A 17,593-nucleotide genomic window follows, 5' to 3' on the forward strand; every position below is an offset into this window, starting at 1 on the left:
TCCGTCAACTTTCATGCGTCGAAGGAGAGTTGCCGAGTCCGCTCGGTACGGCGGACGGGACGGGCACAGTGGCGGCCTGTGTACGCGTCGGCGGCGGCGCGGCGATGTCCACCCGAAGGCCGCACAGCGCGATGTCCCGCATGGCCGGTGAAGGCGAAGGCCGGCGCCTGCCAGGAGGAGCCGGCCTTCGCGTCACGCCGCCTGGACAGCCGTCATCTCGGCTTCCAGCAGCAGGCGTTCGAGGGTTGCCCGCGCACGGGCGACCCTGGAACGGACCGTGCCGATGGGGCAGCCGATAAAACGGGCCGCCTCGTCGTAGGGCAGTCCCACCACCTGGGTCAGCATGAACGCCTCACGGCGTTCGTCGGGCAGCGTCTCCAGCAGGTCCAGGAGCGCGATGCCCTCGTCGAAGCCGGGCAGGTCGCAGGGCTGGGTGCGTTCCAGGGCCTGCTGCCAGTCGTACGTGTCGGCCTGCCGAGGGCGGACCGCGGCACGGCGGAAGCTGTCGGCCACCGCGCGGCGGGCGATGGACAGCAGCCAGGTGCGGGCCGAGGCACGTCCCTCGAATCCGGGCAGGCTGTCGAGGGCGCGGACGAACGTGTCCTGGGTCAGGTCGTGGGCGGTCTGGGGGTCGCCGCTGAGATGGGCGACGTAACGCAGTACGTCGCCGTGGAGCGCGCGGACGAAGTGCTCGGCCGCGTGGGGGTCGCCGTTGCGGACGGCCAGTGCCCAGGCGGTGGCGGAGGCGTCCGATGTGGCGCGATCCGCCCGGCGGGGAGCGGGCAGGACGGACAGGGCTGAAGTGATCACGTGGTGTCCTTCACGGGTCATCCGGGGCCGGCGTCCGGTAACGGGACGCGGCTCTCCGGCACATGGGGTGCGGCCGTACGCGATGGGTACGGCGATGCCCGGGGCTCGTCGCGCGCTCGTCGGCCCGCGCCGAGAGACGTGCGGCCCTTGGGAAGGCCCGCACGGGAGCGCGGCATGGCGGAGAGCGGGTGAACCCCCGGTGGATCCGGCTGTCTCAGACGACAGCGGCGCCCGTGGGCGGTCCCCTGGAAGTGACGGCGTAACAGAGAAGGAAGCGCGCCAGCGACGAGCGGTGCGCGTCGGTGCGGCGCCCGCGCACGGACGGGCGACGGGCCGCAACAGGCAGCGCCAGCAGCATCCGCAGCGGCGCGACCAGCCGGGCCGCCGCGGCCCGCAGGACGCGGAAGACCGCGCGTTCGCCGTAGGCGAGCCACAGCCCGCACAGGACCGCGGCGAGGAGGTGGGCGGCGAGCATGCCGAACGAGTCGCCGACCCCCATGCCGGCCATGCTGTGCGTGTGCCCCGTGCCGCCCGAGCCGTGCGCCATGTGCGTCATGCCGCTCATGTCCATGGCGTCCATGGGCATGGCGTCGGAGGAACCCATGTCCATGCCGCCCGTGGCGGCCGGTGCGGCGCCGGGATCGGACTTCGTCCCGGGCATCACGGTCTGACCGAGGGAGAACGTCTCGTGGAGCACCGTCTGGGCGGCGACCACGACCGTGACGATCAGCGCGAGCCCGCGCTCACGTCCGGCCAGGAACCAGCCCACCGCACCGGTTGCCACGGCACCGACGGCCATGGTCCACCAGGGCACGGGGGTGCCGGACATGATGACGTGGCCGAGGGCGGCCAGCAGCACGCAGGCGGCGGCGAACACACCGGCCCGCAGCGTGCGGCACCACCCTCCGACAGTCATAGCGTGCTCATCCTCGCACCCGGCGTCCGATCGTCGTCAGGGGGTACGGACACACACCGGGTCTCCGACTCACCGAAGAGGCAGTGACTCATGTCACATGACGGGCCGGGGAACTCGACGAGCCGCCGGAACGACTACTGGAACGAGACGGTTCCGGGACGCACCACGACGGCGAGCACCTTGACCGGGCCACCGCGCCGGAACTCCAGGGTGAAGGAGACGAGGTCGCCCGAACTCCACTTCCCCGAGCCGGTGGAGACCGTCAGGTCCACCCCGGTCGGTGACATGGCGAGAGCGCCGCCCGCCGGGATCTCGACGGAGTCGACCGTGGTCCGGTAGGCCCCGTTCCCCTCCTTGTTCATCAGGTGCCGGGAGAACGTGATGCCGCCCGGGGCGTCGGGCGAGGTCACCCGTATCAACTGGTCGGCGGAGCCGCCCTCGTTGGCGATCCGGAAGAAGGCCGCCGTCTCCGGGACTCCGGCGGACGGCAGCAGGACGCGCCCGTCGGTGACCCGTACACGCGCCGGAGTACCGGCCTCGCCCGTGCCCGTCCACGCGGTCAGGCCCGCCAGAGCCACACTGCACGCGGCGACAGGTACAAGGGCGGCCAGCGCGGTGTCCCTCAGCCGCCGCCGGTCGACGAACCGGGACGATATCCGGGCCAGGGTCCGCCTCATCGGACACCCACCTTCCCGGACCGCGTCCCGCGGCTCTGTCCCTGCCCGTGCCCTTGCCCATGTCCCTGCCCATGTCCGCGCCCTCGTGCGGGCGAGGGCTGCCAGGCGCGCAGCCGCAGGCTGTTGCACACCACCAGTACGGAACTGGCCGACATCGCGGCGGCGGCGACCATGGGGTTGAGCAGCCCGACCATGGCGAGCGGCACGGTGACGACGTTGTAGCCGAAGGCCCACACCAGGTTGGCGCGGATCGTGCCGAGAGTGCGCCGGGCCAGCCGGACGGCGTCAGCGAGCGCCTCGATGTCGCCGCGCACCAGGGTCAGGTCGGCGGCCCCGATGGCCACGTCCGCGCCGGTACCCATGGCGATGCCCAGATCCGCGCCGGCGAGCGCAGCGGCGTCGTTCACGCCGTCACCGACCACCGCGACCCGGCAGCCCTCCTCCTGCAACCGCCGTACCAGGGCGGCCTTGTCCTCGGGAGAGCAGCGGGCGTGCACCTCGTCGATACCGAGGGCGTCGGCCACCGCCTGCGCGGGCGCCCTGCGGTCGCCGGTGGCGAGCACCGGGCGGATACCGAGCCGCCGCAGCTGGTCCACGGCGTGGTAGCTGCCGGGGCGTACGAGGTCACCGACGGCGATCAGGGCCTTGGCCCGGCCGTCCACACGTACGAGGACGGGCGTGTGCGCGGCGCCTTCCGCCGCGGCCAGGGCTTTGACCAGCGCGCTCGGCAACTTCCCGTCCGGCGCGCCCACTTCGACGTCGCAGCCGTCCACCCAGCCCCGGACCCCGTGGCCGGGCTCGGCGGCGAAGCCGGACACCTCCGGCAGCGGCTCTCCCGAGGCCGAACGGCGGGCGTACGCGGTGATCGCCCGCCCGATCGGATGCTCGGACCCCTGCTCCACCGCCCCGGCCAGCCGCAGCACCGCCTCCTCCCCGAGGCTGCCCGGCAGGACGGTCACGTGGGCGACACTCATGTGACCAGTGGTCAGCGTGCCGGTCTTGTCCAGGACGACGGTGTCCACGTGCTGGAGCGCCTCCAGCGTCTGCGGACCGCTCACCAGCACTCCCAGCTGAGCACCGCGCCCGGTCGCGGCCATCAGCGCCGTCGGGGTGGCCAGCCCCAGCGCGCACGGGCAGGCCACGACGAGGACGGCCACACAGGCGGTGAGCGCCGCCTGCGGATCGGCCCCCGCACCGAGCCAGAACCCGAGAACGGTCACCGCGATGCTCAGCACGACGGGCACGAACACCCCGGCCACCGCGTCCGCCAGCCGCTGCGCCCGCGCCTTGCCCGCCTGAGCATCCGTCACCAGCCGGGTGATCCGCGCCAACTGGGTGTCGGCGCCGACGGCGGTGGCCTGGACGAGCAGCAGCCCACCGGCGTTGACGGCCCCGCCGACCAGCGCCGAACCGGAGCTCACCTCGACGGGCTCGCTCTCCCCGGTGACCAGGGACAGGTCCACGGCGGAACTGCCCTCCATCACCCGCCCGTCGGTGGCGACCCGCTCACCCGGACGCACGACGAAGACCTGCCCCACCCGCAGCTGCTCGATGGGGATGGACCGCTCACCGTGCTCGTCGCGGACCGAAACCTCCTTGGCCGCCAGCTCCGCCAGCGACCGCAGGGCGGCACCGGTGCCGCGCCGTGCCCGCGCCTCCAGGAACCGCCCCGTCAGCACGAACAGCGGCACGCTCACCGCCGCTTCGAGATACACGTGCGCCGTCCCGTCCGACGCGGACGGCAGCAGACTGAACGGCATCCGCATCCCGGGATCGCCCGCTCCCCCGAGGAAGAGCGCGTACGCCGACCAGCAGAAGGACGCCACCACGCCCAGCGAGACGAGCGTGTCCATGGTGGCGGTGGAGTGCCGCAGCCCCCGTACCGCCCGCTCGTGGAACGGCCAGGCGCTCCACACCGCCACTGGGGCGGCCAGCGCGAAGCACAGCCACTGCCAGTTGCGGAACTGCAGGTCCGGCACCATCGACAGCACCAGGACCGGAACCGAGAGCAGCGCTGTGACCAGGAGCCGCTCGCGCTCCTGCCGGGCGGCGGCCTCGGCGCCGTCCGTGCCACCCGCCGCCGTCAGCTCGTCGTCGCGGGCGGGCGGCGCGGGCAGGGCAGCCTGATAGCCGGCCTGCTCGACCGCCGTGACCAGCTCCTGCGGCGCGACGCTCGCCGGATGGGTGACCCGGGCGAACCCGGTCGCCAGGTTGACGGTCGCCGTGACGCCCTCCACCTTCGCGAGCTTCTTCTCCACCCTCCGGACGCAGGCGGCGCAGGTCATCCCACCGACCGTGATGTCCGTGACGACCAGGCTCGCCACCGGTTCGGCCGCCATCACTCACCACTCCCGTGCGTCCCCGGCATGTCCTGCATCCCGTCGTCCGTCCCGGTCATGTCCTCCATGCCACCGCCGCTCCCCGTCCCGGTGCTCCCGGTGCCATGCATGCCGGGCGCCACCGGTCCGGCGGCCGATCCGACGGCGTACGACACCGAGAACACCAGCACGAGCAGCAGCAGGAAGCCACAGAGCACGGGCGGTGGCAGCAGCCTGCGGGGCAGCACGCCCGCGAAACGGGGAGACTGTGGGAACTCGGCCATGCCCGACCTTCCTGGTCGCATCGAACCGCCCTACGGAACACGGCAGTTGAAGCCGTACTGTTCCAGAAGTCGGCCGAGCAGAGCGCCGAGTTCCCACGCCCAACCGTGACGTACGTCACACCAAAGACGAACGCCTCACTCGCCCCGGCCCTGCACCGCACGCCCGCGCACCACGGCGAACGCCGCCGCGGCCAGCCCCAGCACTCCCACGACGAGCCCGGCGACACCCAGGCCGCGGGCCGTCGAGTCGCTGCTCGACGCGCTCGCCTCAGCGATCCCGACGCTCCCGGAACTCTTCACGGGCGATGCCGAAGCAGCCGGGGCGCTGTCGTCGTCGGCTGCCTTGGCGGTGAGTTTGAGGACCGGCGCGGGGTTCTCCGGCTCCTCCCCGCCCGACTCCGCCTCCTCGATCCAGCGGACGGTCTTGCCGTCGGAGTAGGTCTGCAGGGTCTTGAGGGTGAGCTGGTCGGTGTCGTCGGGCAGCTGGCCGAAGGCGACGTTGAAGTCCTCGTAGTGACCTGCCCCGATCTTGCCGCCGGTCCAGGTGATCTCGGAGACGGCGTCGGTGATGGTGCCGTCGTCGGTCTTGATCGGCGTCTTCAGCTTCGTGCTGGTGACCTTGGCGGTCCAGCCGTCCTGCGGGGAGACGAGGACACCGAGGACGGGGTGGTCGGTGGGCAGGAAGACCTGCACCTTGGTGGTGCTCGCGGTGTCCTCCTCGTTGGGGACCCGGAAGGTCAGGACGCCGTCCGTGGCGCCCTTGGCGTAGCTGTCGGGGTGGACGGTGACGTGCGCGGAGGCGACGCCGGCCGCGGCCAGCAGTCCGGCGGCGGTCAGAGCGGTGACGGCGCCGGCGCGGCGCAGGGTGGTGGTGCGTGTCGTGGACATGAGTGAGTGGATCTCCGTACAGGAAGAAGTTCTGAAGGGGTCACGTCTCGTACGGGATCACGGCGGGCGGTCCGCGACGGCACACCACGAAGCGCAGCAGCGGCACTCGTCGAGGAACCGCGCCCGCCGTCGGCCGGCCGACAGCGGGGACGGCGGGCAGGACGGACCCGCCCCGCCACCAGGCGACGAGCCCCGGCACCAGCGTGGCCGCACACCGCAACAGCGACCACACGGCCGCCTCACCGCGGCGCAGCCACCAAGCCAGCACGACCGCAGCACCCACGTGAGCGACCGTGGCGTGCGGTGTCAGGGCATGCGTGTGAGCCATCCGCACGCCGTGCATGGCCATCGCGGCATGCGTCGGCCGGATGGTGTGGAAGAGGAAGTGAAGTCCCCCCTGTGCGACGAGCGTCCCGGTGACGATGCCGCCCAGGGAACGCTCCCTGCCGCCCAGCAGAGACCCCGCCAAGAAGACCGGAACGGCCCCGGCGGCTTCGGCCCACACCGGCGGCGCCACGCCCGTAGCCAGGAGGTGTCCTCCGGCGGCGAGCAGCACACACAGCACGGCGAACACCGCCGCGCGCAGACTCCGAACCGCCCAGGACCCGGTCACGGAACCGGATACTGCCACGCGGCAGGACGGTGACCGCCCCCACCCCCGCATGCGCACCACCGTCCCGCGAAACTCGACCGAACCCGTCTGAATCCATACGAGCCGAACACGGGCCCCGTTCAGTTCCGGCGAGCCAGGAACCCCTCCGGGCGGGTCCGCGCCGGGCGGCGTTTCTTGCGACTCCGACGACACAGCCATCAGCGCCACCCCCGGCGGCACTCCCGCTCTGGACAGCGAAGCACCGGCAAAGACCGTCTGCGCGACCGCCGCCACCGGCTGGCCCGCCCTGACCCACGCCGCCGATCTGCGTAATCGGCTCAGCGCCCACCCTCGCCGAAGTGTTCCACCCCCGGATCAACCACCCGGGCCTGGAGTGACCGCTGATCGTCTGGTCGTCGGACCGGTCACCGAGAAGAGCCGCTCGCAGGACAGCCAGGCACCCAGCAGCGGTCGGAGCCTGCGGGGTCCTTCCCGAAAACGCCGGAAGATTCACTGACGGTCGACCAGTGCAACACGTGAGCAGAGGTCGCAGACGAAGTAGCCATGTCACGTGGTCACGCTCGGCGGTGACTGCACGGCACGAGGGGTGGGTGCGCATCGACTCGACGGCGATCGAGACCGAGCCACCGCCGATGTCCCACAGCAGTTCGCCGGGGCGGGGGCCAGCGCTTCGCTGCCCGGACGCGGCCGATGTAAGACTTCCTGCAGGTCACCGACTGTTGTCAGTACCCCCCTGCACAATCAACTCATGCACAACCACAGCCGCTTCAGAATGGCCAAGGGCGCCGAACTCCTCGGCCGCCGAGTGGATTCCTTGGAGATGCAGGTCAGCATCCCTCTCGACGACGAGGGGTTCCTCGGGCGCCAGTGCCCTGAGTGCTCCCTGATCTTCCGTATGAACGCGGAGGAATACAAGGCTCTGCCCGAGGACCTCACCCTGTGGTGCGTGTACTGCGGCCACCACACCGGCCACTCCGAGTTCCTCACGGTCCAGCAGCGCAACCGTCTCATGCGAGCGGTGGGCGACCTCGGCATTCAAATGGTCGGTCAGGGGCTGGAGCGTGCCTTTGGACGGCTGCCCCGTGGCAACTCGCGTAGCAGCAGCGTATCCATCACCTACGAGTCGCAACCCTTCTACCCACGTCCTCTCCCGGGCATCAGCGAGGAACCCCTCGCTCGCGTTCGTACATGCCCTGGTTGCAGCGTCCAGTACGCCGTCTTCGGGGAGCACCGCTACTGTCCCGTGTGCGGCAGATTGCCCGCCACCTCGGTCGCCTTCGACGCCCTTGAAGCCGAGAAGGCCCGACTCGACGCACTGGAGGCCCTGCCCCACGAGGCCAAGGCTCTCCTGCGCGAGCAAGGGGTGTTCACCCGCAACTGGGTGGACACAATGGAGAACGTGGTGGGCGTCGTCGAAGCCCTGGCCTCATCCCACTTCCGCACCGCCGTACCGAACGCGGAAGACCTTCTGAGGGGCAAGGGCAACATCTTCCAACGCCTCGACGACACAGCCGACCTGTTCGTCGCAGCTGGATACGCGGACCTCCGCATCGCTCTCGGCGTGGCCACCTGGCAACGACTCACGGAAAACTGGGCCACCCGCCACCTCTTCACGCACAACGACGGCGTGGTCGACGAGAAGTACCTCACCAAGGTGCCGACTTCGTCCGCTCGCATCGGTCAGCGTCTCGTCGTCACCGACGAAATGTGCCGCCGCACGCTCAACGACACCAGAGCGCTGTGCGAGGCACTCGTGGCCCTTGCCCCTTAGCCGACGGCGATGGACCAGGCTGACCAAGGAAAGGACATCCGGGCGAAGGACGTTCGCAGCCGCGCTGCACCAGTTCGAGGACTTGTCCGCCATCCCCGCGTGGATAGTCATTGATGTCGCCTTCACCACTGGCTGGCTCACCAACTGGGCGTTGCTGACCTTTCTGATAACGGCCCTCGTGACCAGCCTCATCCTCATCGCCGATCATTCCTCGAACCAGTGCGCACGCCACGCGCCTTCGGATTACCGGCCTTCGACAACCGCTTCGAGCAGGCCCAGAACGACGTGATGAACGGAGATCCACAGCGGCTTGCGGAGGCCCGCCAAGAAACTTGGCCGTCTCCCCGTTCAGCGCCCGCATTCTCGACGACATCCGCGCATCCTGGGGACTCACACCGTCGAACCCTGTGATCGATCAGCACTGACCAGCCAGCAACTATCGGGCACAGCGCCTCCAAAGAACTGCCAGGGCCGGGGGTGTGCGACCGCAACGCCAGATCGAGTAGTGGCCTTCGTATCGAGCGCGGCAGCACAACCGGAGCCGCACGGGCACAGTTCTGCCTTCCTGCCCGGCTCCGTGCCCTCCGCGTGCCCTTAAAGGCGGAGAGCCACGGTCAGCAGCGGTATCTCCGGACACGTATGACCACCGCAAGGAGAGACATCCCCGCAGGTCAGCGCCATAGCACCCGCCCAAGCGCCGTAGCTTCCCAAGCTGAGAGTGCGAGTTCGATTCTCGTCACCCGCTCCATGACAAAGGCCCAGGTCAGCGACCCGGGCCTTTTGCTGCCGTCGTCAGTTATTCGCCGCGTGCCAGATGCGCGCCAGAACGCTGATCGGCGGGTTCGTCGAGGGGGTCATCTGGCACGACGGCAGCTTCCTGCCGTGCCCTGCATACGGCGACCAAGGCCGCTCGTGATGTCGCGCCGCCAGCCGGCCCGTCAGACGACGTCGTGGACGTTGTGCTCGGTCAGGTCGGATGCGTGCCGGGCGACAGTGCCGTAGTCAGCATCGTCGTGGAGGACAGCCAAGCCGTGGTGGGTGGCAGTAGCGGCGATGACGAGGTCCACCGCCGAGGCACTGCGATGCTCTCCGGCCCGGGCCATACGGTATTGCACCGAGCTGATCCAGCGTCCGGCGCTCTTCGGCACCGGGACGTCGGGGTAGAGGTCAGTGAACATTTCCGAGATCTCGTCGTACTCGCGACCGTTTCGGGCGCTGTACAGGAACTCGGCGCGCTGCACGTAGCAGGATGCGATGGCCCCGGCGTCGATCGCGTCGTACCAGGCCGATTGCAGTTTCGGATCGCGGAGCAGGCGTACCAGTCCGGACGTGTCGAGCAGGTAGATCACGGGCTGTGCTTCTCCGCCCGGTGCAGGCGCTCGGCGTCCTCGACGGCGCCCCACGTCCGCGCACGCTCGAAGTGACGGCTTATGCGCGCCGCACGCTCCTGCTGCTCAGCGTAGAAGTGGAGAGCCAGATTGACCGCCTCCTTCTTGGTCCTGACCTTGGACAGAGCCATAGCGCGTTCAAGGGCGTCGTCGTCGATGTCGATCTGGGTCACGGACATACCGTGCCTCCCGCGCAATGTTGGTGATGTACATAGAAGAATACGTCACCAACATTTACGGGTCCACCTGTCAGATCCGGTGTATGCAGTCGCGATGGACCCTCCAGAGCAGCCCCACAGGCAATACGGTCCAGCCGGTGCAGCGTTGCGCGCTGTACGGCTCGACGGCTGGTCACGCCTGTGCCCACCGCGTGCCCGTAAGGGCGGCCAACTACGGTCAACAGCGGTGCCACCAAGCACTCACGCCTGCAGCGGCAGAATGAATCCGTGCAGGTCAGCGATCTGGGGTTTGTTTGTTGTCTAGTCCAATTTGGGGATTCCGTGCCCTCCTCGTGCCCTAAGTCGAGGTAAGGCAACCACATCCGGGCCACTCGGGGGCCACGCCGCCGCCGAGTGACCGCGCCCGTCCCGACCGCCACGACTTCAGCGGTCTCTCCGGTGATGTGAATCAGAATCAGGCCGGGTCAGCACTTCCAGGTCGCCCAGTACCACTTGCCCTTCAACGAGCCGTCCGAGTTCATCACCGGCGTCACGATCTGGACACCCTTGGAGCCCTTGCCGGGGTAGTACCAGTAGTAGTGGCCGTGCTTGCGCTTGCCGTAGTGGACCTCCAGCCACCCCTCGGATTTCCGCCAGTACGGCGCGAACCAGTACCCGCCCGCCATATGGGGCGGGATGACGCCCTTGAGCGTGGTGCCGGAGCTGCTGGTCCTGCCGACCTCCCACTTCTCCGTCTGCGAGACGCTGGCGGACATGCCCCCTTCGAGTACGTCCGAGAAGCCGGCCTTGACCTCCACCTTCGTCTCCTGCTGAAAGGAGTAGGAGGTGGTGCGGTCGGTCCTGAAGGCGAGGTCGAAGCCCAGATCCCTGCTGGATGCGCAGTTGTACACCGGGTTGCCGACCTGACGCCGCTTGCCCAGCTGGGTCCCTGCGTGGACCTCGTGGTACCGGCACAGGTCGAGATTGCCGTTGTTGCAGTCCCAGATCACGTCGGGCTTGTCGTCGCCCCAGCCAGGGCTCGTGTTGGCGCTGGCCGTGCCCGTGGAGAGGGGGATCAGCGCCAAGGCGAGGGCCGATGTCATCACGGCCATCCGGCGGCCGGTCTTGCGGATCTTCATGGGTGGTTCTCCCGTCCGATTCCTCCGACCCGCTGGCCGGGTCGGGCCACTGCCCCGGCCGGGTGGGAAGTCGGACCGGGGGCGGCGACGGGTTGATCGTCAGGGCCCGGGGATTTGATTGGCCAGCCTTTCCAACAGGTCAATCAATCACCCTGACCAGGGAAGTCAATGCCGGATGGGTCAGTCGCCGGACCGGTCAGTCGCCGCACACCTCGCGGTACGGCACGTCACGCACGTACGTCCGCCACTGCGCCCGAGTGAGGTCGCCGCCGCCATCCGCGTCCACCATGAGGACGGCGCAGTCCACGCCACCGTCGCCAACACCGCACCCACGCGGCCCGCCCTCCCCCTGCGATCCCCGGGCGTTCGCCGACGGCATCGCCATCGGCTTCCAGGTCAATGCCGGGATCGCACTGGCCGCCGCCGTGCTGGCAGCCGCTGCGATCCGCACAGGGACCCGACGCCGGCGACAACCACCCCCGGCGACGGCGGCTGGGACCTCTGGGTCACCACCGCAGCCCCCGGTCAACCGCCTCACCGGCGTTCCAACCGGAATGTTTTCTTCCATGTCTCTTTTGCCAGGTCAATCAATCTCGTAGGTGGAAACGGGTTGATGGACATCACATGTCTCATCGCCTGCGCGTCATCTGTGGGCAACCTGGGCGCCACCGGGCGGCTTGTATGTTCATCGCACTCGATGTCGCTTTCGCCGGTACAGAGAGGTGTCCGCATGGGGCGTCCGGAGAGACCGCTGGACCCGACGGCCGGTCCCGTGCCGCGGCTCGCGCTCGACCTGCGGGAGCTGCGCAGGACCGCGGGGAGCCCCTCGTACCGGAAGATGGCGGAGACGGCGGACTTCTCCCCGGCAACGCTGTCACAGGCCGCGGCAGGCGAACGGCTGCCGTCCCTCGCTGTCGTCCAGGGCTATGTACGGGCCTGCGGCGGCGACCCGGGCGAGTGGGAGCCGCGGTGGAATGACGCCGAGGCGGAGGTGGCGGGGAAGGTCCGCGATGACGACGAGGACGCGGCGCCGCCGTACCGTGGCCTCGCCCGGTTCGAGCCTTCCGACCAGGGGCTGTTCTTCGGGCGGGCCCGCCTGACGGAGGACCTGCTCCAACTGGTGTGCGGGCACCGGTTCGCCGCGGTGTTCGGCGCCTCGGGCAGCGGGAAGTCCTCCCTGCTGCGGGCCGGACTGATACCCCGGCTCCAGAGGGAGATCGCTGACCGGGGCCGCCCGGCGGTGCTGCGGGTGCTGACGCCCGGCGATCGGCCTGCCGCCACGTACGCCCATCTGCTGGACCCGGCGCCGGACGAGCCGGAGAGCTGGGTGGTGGTGGACCAGTTCGAGGAGGTCTTCACCCTGTGCCGGGACCGGGCAGAGCGAGCCCGGTTCATCGACCTGCTGCTCGCCGCCCGGGGCCCGGACAGTCGGCTGCGGGTGCTCATCGCCGTACGGGCCGACTTCTACCCCCGTTGCGGCGAGCACCGCGGGCTGGCGGACACGCTGTGCGGCGCCGGACTGCTGGTCGGCCCGATGACCGCGGACGAGCTGCGTGAGGCGGTCTTCAAGCCGGCGCAGGGGGCCGGGCTCCTGGTGGAGCGGGAGCTGACCGCGCGGATCGTGGAGGAGGTTCTCGACGAGCCGGGCGGGCTGCCGATGCTCTCGCACGCCCTGCTGGAGACCTGGCGCCGTCGCAAGGGCCGGGTGCTCACCCTGGCCGCGTACCAGGCGGCCGGCGGAGTGCGCGGCGCCATCGCGGCGAGCGCCGAGGAGGCGTACGGGCAGCTGACCGCACCCCAGGGGGAGGCCGCCCGGCGTCTGCTGCTGCGGATGGTCGAGCCTGGTCAGGGCTCCCCCGACACTCGGCGCCCGCTGACCAGGGCCGAGCGGGAGGAGTGGGCGTGTCCCCACCTGCCGGCGGTGGTGGAGCGGCTGGCCCGCGCCCGCCTGCTGACCGTCGACGAGGATGCCGTCCAGCTCGCCCACGAGGCGTTGATCACCAGCTGGCCGCGGCTGCGCGGCTGGATCGAGGAGGACCGGGATCGGCTGCGCCATCACCGTCGGCTGACCGAGGCCGCCCGCGTCTGGCTGGAGCATGAGCGCGACCCCGGCGCCCTGTACCGGGGCACCCGCCTCGACCGGGTGGCGGAGCTGTTCCCCGACCATGGGGATGACCGCTCCCTGACCGTGCCGGAACGCGAGTTCCTCTCCGCCGCGCTGGCCGCCCGCGAGGCGGAGCGCCGAGCCGCCGCCCGCTCGACGCGCCGCGCGCGTGCCGCGGTGGGCGTACTGGCGGCGGTCCTCGCGGTGGCGCTGGTCGCCAGTCTCGCCGCTTGGACGCAGCGCCGGGACAACGAGCTCCGCCGCACCGACGACGAGGCCCGCCGTATCGCCGCCGTCGCGGACGCCCAGCGCACGACCGACCCGCGCACGGCACAGCTGCTGGGCGTCGCCGCCTGGCGCGTGGCCGAGCTGCCGGAGACCCGGCGGGCGCTGCTGGGCTCGCTCGGCCAGCAGGAACTGGACACCTTCAGCGACCCGGCACCGGGGGACGGCCCCTCCCGCTACCTGACGGACTCCGGCCGTACGCTGCTCAGCGTCGAGGGACACACCTGGCGGACCTGGGACGTGGCACGGCACCGGCGGATCGCCTCGGGGCGGCTGCCGGAGGGCGGCCGTGCGGTCGGGGCGAGTCCGGACGGGCGGCTGCTGGCGATCCACGGGGACGACGGGGTACGGCTGTGGGACACGGCCGCCGGACGCTGGTTCGGTGACCCGCTGCCGGGCTCGGCCTCCGGGGACTTCGCCGAGCGCACTTACGTCGTGCGCAGTACGGACGACGACAGGGTGACGGTACGTTCGGCCGCGGACGGGAAGCCCCTGTTCGAGACGGAGGCGGACCCCGGGCCGGCGCCGACGCCGAGCGCGGACGGCCGACTGCTCGCGTTCTGCCCCGCCACGGTCGGCCACGTGCGGGTACGGGACCTGACGGACGGGCGCACGGTGCCCGGGCGCTGGGAACGGGTGGGCGACATCTGCGGCCAGGAGCGCGTGCAGCTGGTGCTCGGCGACGGCGAGCGAAGCGAGATGGGGGTCCCCCCGGCCGAAGGCTGGGGGAGGCTCGCCGCGGTGAGCGCGAGCGGGGTACGGGTCTGGGACCTCCGGTCGGGGGAGCAGCTGGCCGATCTCTCGGACACCGGAGTGAAGTACGCCGCCTTCAGCAAGGACGGGAACTTCCTGGCGACCGCCGATGGGGAGGAGATCAGGGTGTGGCGGCTGGGCGTCGACGCCCCCGTGTTCCGCCACCCCCTCAACAACCAGCTCCTGTACGACGGTCTGGCGTGGGACCCCGCACGCCCGGTGCTGCGCTATCTGGAGGGCGGCACGGTCCACTCCCTGGACGTCGCGACGGCCGTGACGTCCGCCTGGCAGGACCAGCCGCTGGACAAGGTGCTGATCGGCCCGGACGGCCGTACCGTCGCCACCGCGCGACGCACCGGCGACACCTACCGCTTCGAGCTGCGTGACACACGCGACGGACGGCTGCTGAGGACACTGCCGGCCACGCCGCTCCCGGTCTCCCGCGATCCCTCCCAGCAGGTGCTCCCGGAGGAGACCTTCCCGCTCCTGGCGTTCGCCCCCGACGGCACGTCACTCGCGTACGGCGTCTCGGCACCCGGCTACGAGGCGTCCCCGCAGCGCCTGACGATCTGGGACGTCACCGAGGGCCGGGCCCGCACGACGCTGGATCTGGCGACGAAGACGTCGGCCGGGGCGGTCATCGCGATCGCCCTGGGCCCGGACGCCCGCACGCTCCACCTCACCCGCACATCGGCGGTCGGCGAGCTGAGCAACGAGACCTGGGACATCGCCCGCCACCGCCGGACGGCGGTCCTCACGGGCCTGTCCAGCCGCCACCTGGCCGTCCGTCCCGACGGCGGGCTCCTGGTCGGCGACAACCGCACGGCGGGCCTGCCGGGCGGCAGGGCCACCGGACGCGACCTGGTCCAGGGCGGCGAGATCGGCGCCCTCGCCTTCGCTCCGGACGGTTCGCGGCTCGCGGCGGGGGACCAGACGGGCCGGGTGACGTTGTGGGACGGAACGGTCCGGGAGCGGGAGGGGGCTCTGCCGAACGTCTTCCCCGCGCTCCCGGAGCGCCCGACCGCCATGATCGACACGATCGAGGCGATCGACGGCGACACCTCCGAGGCCGTCATCGCCCTCGCTCTCAGCCCCGACGGCGGCATGCTGGCGGTGGGCGGCGAGGCGGGGAGCCTGCAACTGTGGGACGTTGCCACCCAGCAACCGATCGGCCGCCCGCTCACGACACCGGGTGAGCCGATCGACACGGTGGCGTTCGGCGCGGACAGCGGCACGGTGTACGCGGGAAGCGCGCATGTGCCACTCCAGCGCTACACGATCGACCCATCGAAGGCGGTCGGGACGGTGTGCGCCCGGACGGGAGGGAAGGGGCTGACGCGGGCGCAGTGGCAGAGGTACGTCCGCGACGTGCCGTACCGCAAGGTGTGCGTCCACTGACCCGTCCGGCATTGGTTCGCCTGGTGGGGGCGATCGGTCGACCTGATGAAAAGGGTGGCCGATCAATTCCCGAGCCCGTGACGATCGACCCGTCGCTGCCCCGGTCCGCCCCCCGCCGATTACTCCGTCGGCAGCCGCAGCTCCGTCTCCGCGCCCCCCTCCGGACGGTTGCGGAAGGTGAGGCGGGCGCCGAGCAGGCGGGCCTGGCCGGTTGCGATGGTCAGGCCGAGGCCGGTGCCGCCGGTGCTGGAGCCGGTGCGGAAGCGCTGGGGGCCGGAGGTGTGAAGGACGGCGAGCAGGTCGGGCGGGAAGCCGGGGCCGTGGTCGCGGACCCGGACCACGGGGCCGTCGACCTCCACCTCCACGGGTGGGGCGCCGTGCCGCAGGGCGTTGGCGGCCAGGTTGGCCAGGACGCGCTCGACGCGGCGCGGGTCGGTGGCCACGACCGCGTCCGCCACGACCTTCACCCGCACGCCGTCGAGCCCGGCGACCGCACGCCGGGTCATCGCGCTCACCTCACGCTCCTCGGTCTCCACGGCCGCCATCTGGGAGTCCAGCCGGGCCACTTCCAGCACGTCCTCCACCAGCCCGCGCAGCTTCCGCACACTGCCCGCCACCAGCTCGGACGCCCGGCCGGGCGGCAACAGGCCAACGGCTGCCGACATGCCGGCGACCGGCGTGCGCAGTTCGTGCGCGATGTCGGCGGTCACCCGGCGCTCGGCCTCCAGACGGGCGCCGAGCGCGTCCGCCATGGTGTTGACGGAGGCGGCGAGCCGGGCGATCTCGTCATGGCCGTGGGGGCGGACCCGGGCGTCGAGGTCACCGTCGGCGATGCGTTCCGCCGTACGCGCGGCGGCCGTGGCCCGCCGTCCCATCCGCACCCCCAGCAACAGTCCGGCCAGGGACACCAGGACGGTGACGGCCACGCCCGTGGCGAACAGCGTCCGGTCGAGTGCGGCCAGGGACCTCTCCTCGGGGGCGTACGAACGGCGGATCGCGAGCACCTTCCGGTCCGAGACCCGGGTCGCCGCCCACAGCACCGGATTTTCACCGCCCTCCCGCAGGTAGGTCACCCGGACGTCGTCGCGCACGGCCCGTGCCACCGGGCCGGGCAGATCAGGGGGGTCGAGTCTGGCGACCGACCTGCGTCCGTCAGCGTGGTCGCCGGCGGCGCTCAGCAACTCCTGGTCCAATCCAGAGCGGGCTGTGGCCAGTTGGTCCGCGGCGGTGGTCCGGTGCACCAGCACCCCGATCGTCCCTGCCACGCACAGGGCCGCGGCAGCGACGGCCAGGGCGACCTTCGCTCCCACGTTCAAAGCGAGTCGTCTCAAGGCGAGTCGTCTCAAGGCGAGTCGTCTCAAGGCGGGCGGCCTCACGTTCTTCGAAGCGGGCCGTCTCATGGGCGCAGCTTGTAGCCGAAGCCGCGCACCGTCTCGATCCGCTCCCGGCCGATCTTGCCGCGCAGGCGCTGCACATGGACGTCCACCACCCGGGTGTCACCGGACCAGGCGTAGTCCCAGACTCGCTCCAGGAGCAGGTCCCGGGAGAGCACGGTCCCCGGCGCGGCGGCGAACTCGCTCAGCAGCTTCAGCTCGGTCGTGGTCAGCGCGAGCGGGTTTCCGTTCCGGCGCGCGGTCAGGGACACCGGGCAGAACTCCAGGTCCCCGAAGCGCAGGCGCGGGCCTTGGTCCGGCTGCCCGGCGGGTGCCGCCCGGCGCAGCAGGGAGCGGATGCGGGCCACCAGGACCGGGCCGTCGAAGGGCTTGGTGACGTAGTCGTCGGCGCCCGCTTCCAGGCCCATCACCACGTCCACCGGGTCGTTGCGGGCCGAGATCAGCAGCACGGGCACTCCCGACTCCTCGCGGATACGGCCGGCCAGGCTCACTCCGTTGAGGCCAGGCAGCATGATGTCGAGGACGGCCACGTCCGGATGGCGTTCCCGGAAGAGCGCGAGCCCGGTCAGGCCGTCGGCCGCGGTACGGACGCGGTAGCCGCGCTCCTCCAGCGTGAGCCGCGTGGCCTCCCGGATCAGCTCGTCGTCCTCGACCAACAGCACATCCTGAGCAGCGTGCATCGCGTTCCCTTTCCGAC

General features: G+C 71.0%; 15 protein-coding genes. 2 read left to right on the forward strand and 13 right to left on the reverse strand.

Annotation, left to right across the window (positions count from 1 at the left end):
* Positions 1–192 precede the first annotated feature (192 nt).
* The 7 genes from OG241_RS26890 to OG241_RS26920 all read right to left on the reverse strand — a co-directional run bounded on the left by OG241_RS26890 (position 193) and on the right by OG241_RS26920 (position 6,524).
* Positions 193–831 carry a sigma-70 family RNA polymerase sigma factor gene (locus OG241_RS26890; RefSeq protein WP_405818658.1) on the reverse strand — a complete coding sequence of 213 codons (639 nt, stop codon included), beginning with the start codon at positions 829–831 and terminating at the stop codon, positions 193–195.
* A 193-nt stretch (positions 832–1,024) separates the two neighbouring features.
* Positions 1,025–1,726 (reverse strand): hypothetical protein, encoded by a 702-nt coding sequence (locus OG241_RS26895; RefSeq protein WP_405818659.1) that lies wholly within the window; start codon positions 1,724–1,726, stop codon positions 1,025–1,027.
* A 134-nt stretch (positions 1,727–1,860) separates the two neighbouring features.
* Complete coding sequence (locus OG241_RS26900) at positions 1,861–2,403, reverse strand: copper chaperone PCu(A)C (protein WP_405818660.1); 543 nt, start codon at positions 2,401–2,403, stop codon at positions 1,861–1,863.
* On the reverse strand, positions 2,400–4,742 hold the full coding sequence (locus OG241_RS26905) for a heavy metal translocating P-type ATPase (RefSeq protein WP_405818662.1): 2,343 nt from the start codon (positions 4,740–4,742) through the stop codon (positions 2,400–2,402). Before OG241_RS26905 ends, OG241_RS26900 begins: the two co-directional genes overlap by 4 nt.
* The gene (locus OG241_RS26910; RefSeq protein ID WP_405818664.1) at positions 4,742–5,005 is read right to left on the reverse strand and encodes a hypothetical protein; all 264 of its coding nucleotides are present in this window, start codon (positions 5,003–5,005) and stop codon (positions 4,742–4,744) included. The genes OG241_RS26905 and OG241_RS26910 overlap by 1 nt, the downstream gene beginning before the upstream one ends.
* 135 nt (positions 5,006–5,140) lie before the next feature.
* Positions 5,141–5,893: a YcnI family protein gene (locus OG241_RS26915; protein WP_405818666.1), complete on the reverse strand. Its 753-nt coding sequence runs from the start codon at positions 5,891–5,893 to the stop codon at positions 5,141–5,143.
* A gap of 40 nt (positions 5,894–5,933) precedes the next feature.
* Positions 5,934–6,524, reverse strand: a complete 591-nt coding sequence (locus OG241_RS26920; protein ID WP_405818668.1) for a hypothetical protein — start codon at positions 6,522–6,524, stop codon at positions 5,934–5,936.
* Between the two features lie 730 nt (positions 6,525–7,254).
* Between OG241_RS26920 and OG241_RS26925 the strand changes: the two genes are divergently transcribed.
* A complete protein-coding gene (locus OG241_RS26925; RefSeq protein ID WP_405818670.1) occupies positions 7,255–8,277 on the forward strand; it encodes a hypothetical protein in 1,023 nt (340 codons plus the stop codon).
* Between the two features lie 938 nt (positions 8,278–9,215).
* Here OG241_RS26925 and OG241_RS26930 read toward each other — a convergent pair.
* The 4 genes from OG241_RS26930 to OG241_RS26945 all read right to left on the reverse strand — a co-directional run bounded on the left by OG241_RS26930 (position 9,216) and on the right by OG241_RS26945 (position 11,362).
* A complete protein-coding gene (locus OG241_RS26930; protein WP_405818672.1) occupies positions 9,216–9,626 on the reverse strand; it encodes a PIN domain-containing protein in 411 nt (136 codons plus the stop codon).
* Positions 9,623–9,844 carry a type II toxin-antitoxin system VapB family antitoxin gene (locus OG241_RS26935; RefSeq protein WP_405818674.1) on the reverse strand — a complete coding sequence of 74 codons (222 nt, stop codon included), beginning with the start codon at positions 9,842–9,844 and terminating at the stop codon, positions 9,623–9,625. Before OG241_RS26935 ends, OG241_RS26930 begins: the two co-directional genes overlap by 4 nt.
* A gap of 464 nt (positions 9,845–10,308) precedes the next feature.
* Positions 10,309–10,962: a hypothetical protein gene (locus OG241_RS26940; protein ID WP_405818675.1), complete on the reverse strand. Its 654-nt coding sequence runs from the start codon at positions 10,960–10,962 to the stop codon at positions 10,309–10,311.
* 196 nt (positions 10,963–11,158) lie between these two features.
* On the reverse strand, positions 11,159–11,362 hold the full coding sequence (locus tag OG241_RS26945) for a hypothetical protein (protein WP_405818677.1): 204 nt from the start codon (positions 11,360–11,362) through the stop codon (positions 11,159–11,161).
* Between the two features lie 330 nt (positions 11,363–11,692).
* Here OG241_RS26945 and OG241_RS26950 point away from each other — a divergent pair, with 330 nt between their 5' ends.
* Entirely contained in the window at positions 11,693–15,502 is a 3,810-nt protein-coding gene (locus tag OG241_RS26950; protein ID WP_405818679.1) for a hypothetical protein, read from the forward strand.
* A gap of 119 nt (positions 15,503–15,621) precedes the next feature.
* On the opposite strand, the gene OG241_RS26955 is transcribed toward OG241_RS26950, so the two are convergent.
* Together OG241_RS26955 and cseB are read right to left on the reverse strand one after the other, a co-directional pair.
* The gene (locus tag OG241_RS26955; RefSeq protein ID WP_405818681.1) at positions 15,622–16,812 is read right to left on the reverse strand and encodes an ATP-binding protein; all 1,191 of its coding nucleotides are present in this window, start codon (positions 16,810–16,812) and stop codon (positions 15,622–15,624) included.
* A gap of 86 nt (positions 16,813–16,898) precedes the next feature.
* Positions 16,899–17,576, reverse strand: a complete 678-nt coding sequence (gene cseB / locus OG241_RS26960) for a two-component system response regulator CseB (RefSeq protein ID WP_405818683.1) — start codon at positions 17,574–17,576, stop codon at positions 16,899–16,901.
* Positions 17,577–17,593: the final 17 nt, after the last annotated feature.

It is taken from the genome of Streptomyces sp. NBC_01390 (genome assembly GCF_045040105.1).
In the GTDB taxonomy this organism is placed as follows: domain Bacteria; phylum Actinomycetota; class Actinomycetes; order Streptomycetales; family Streptomycetaceae; genus Streptomyces.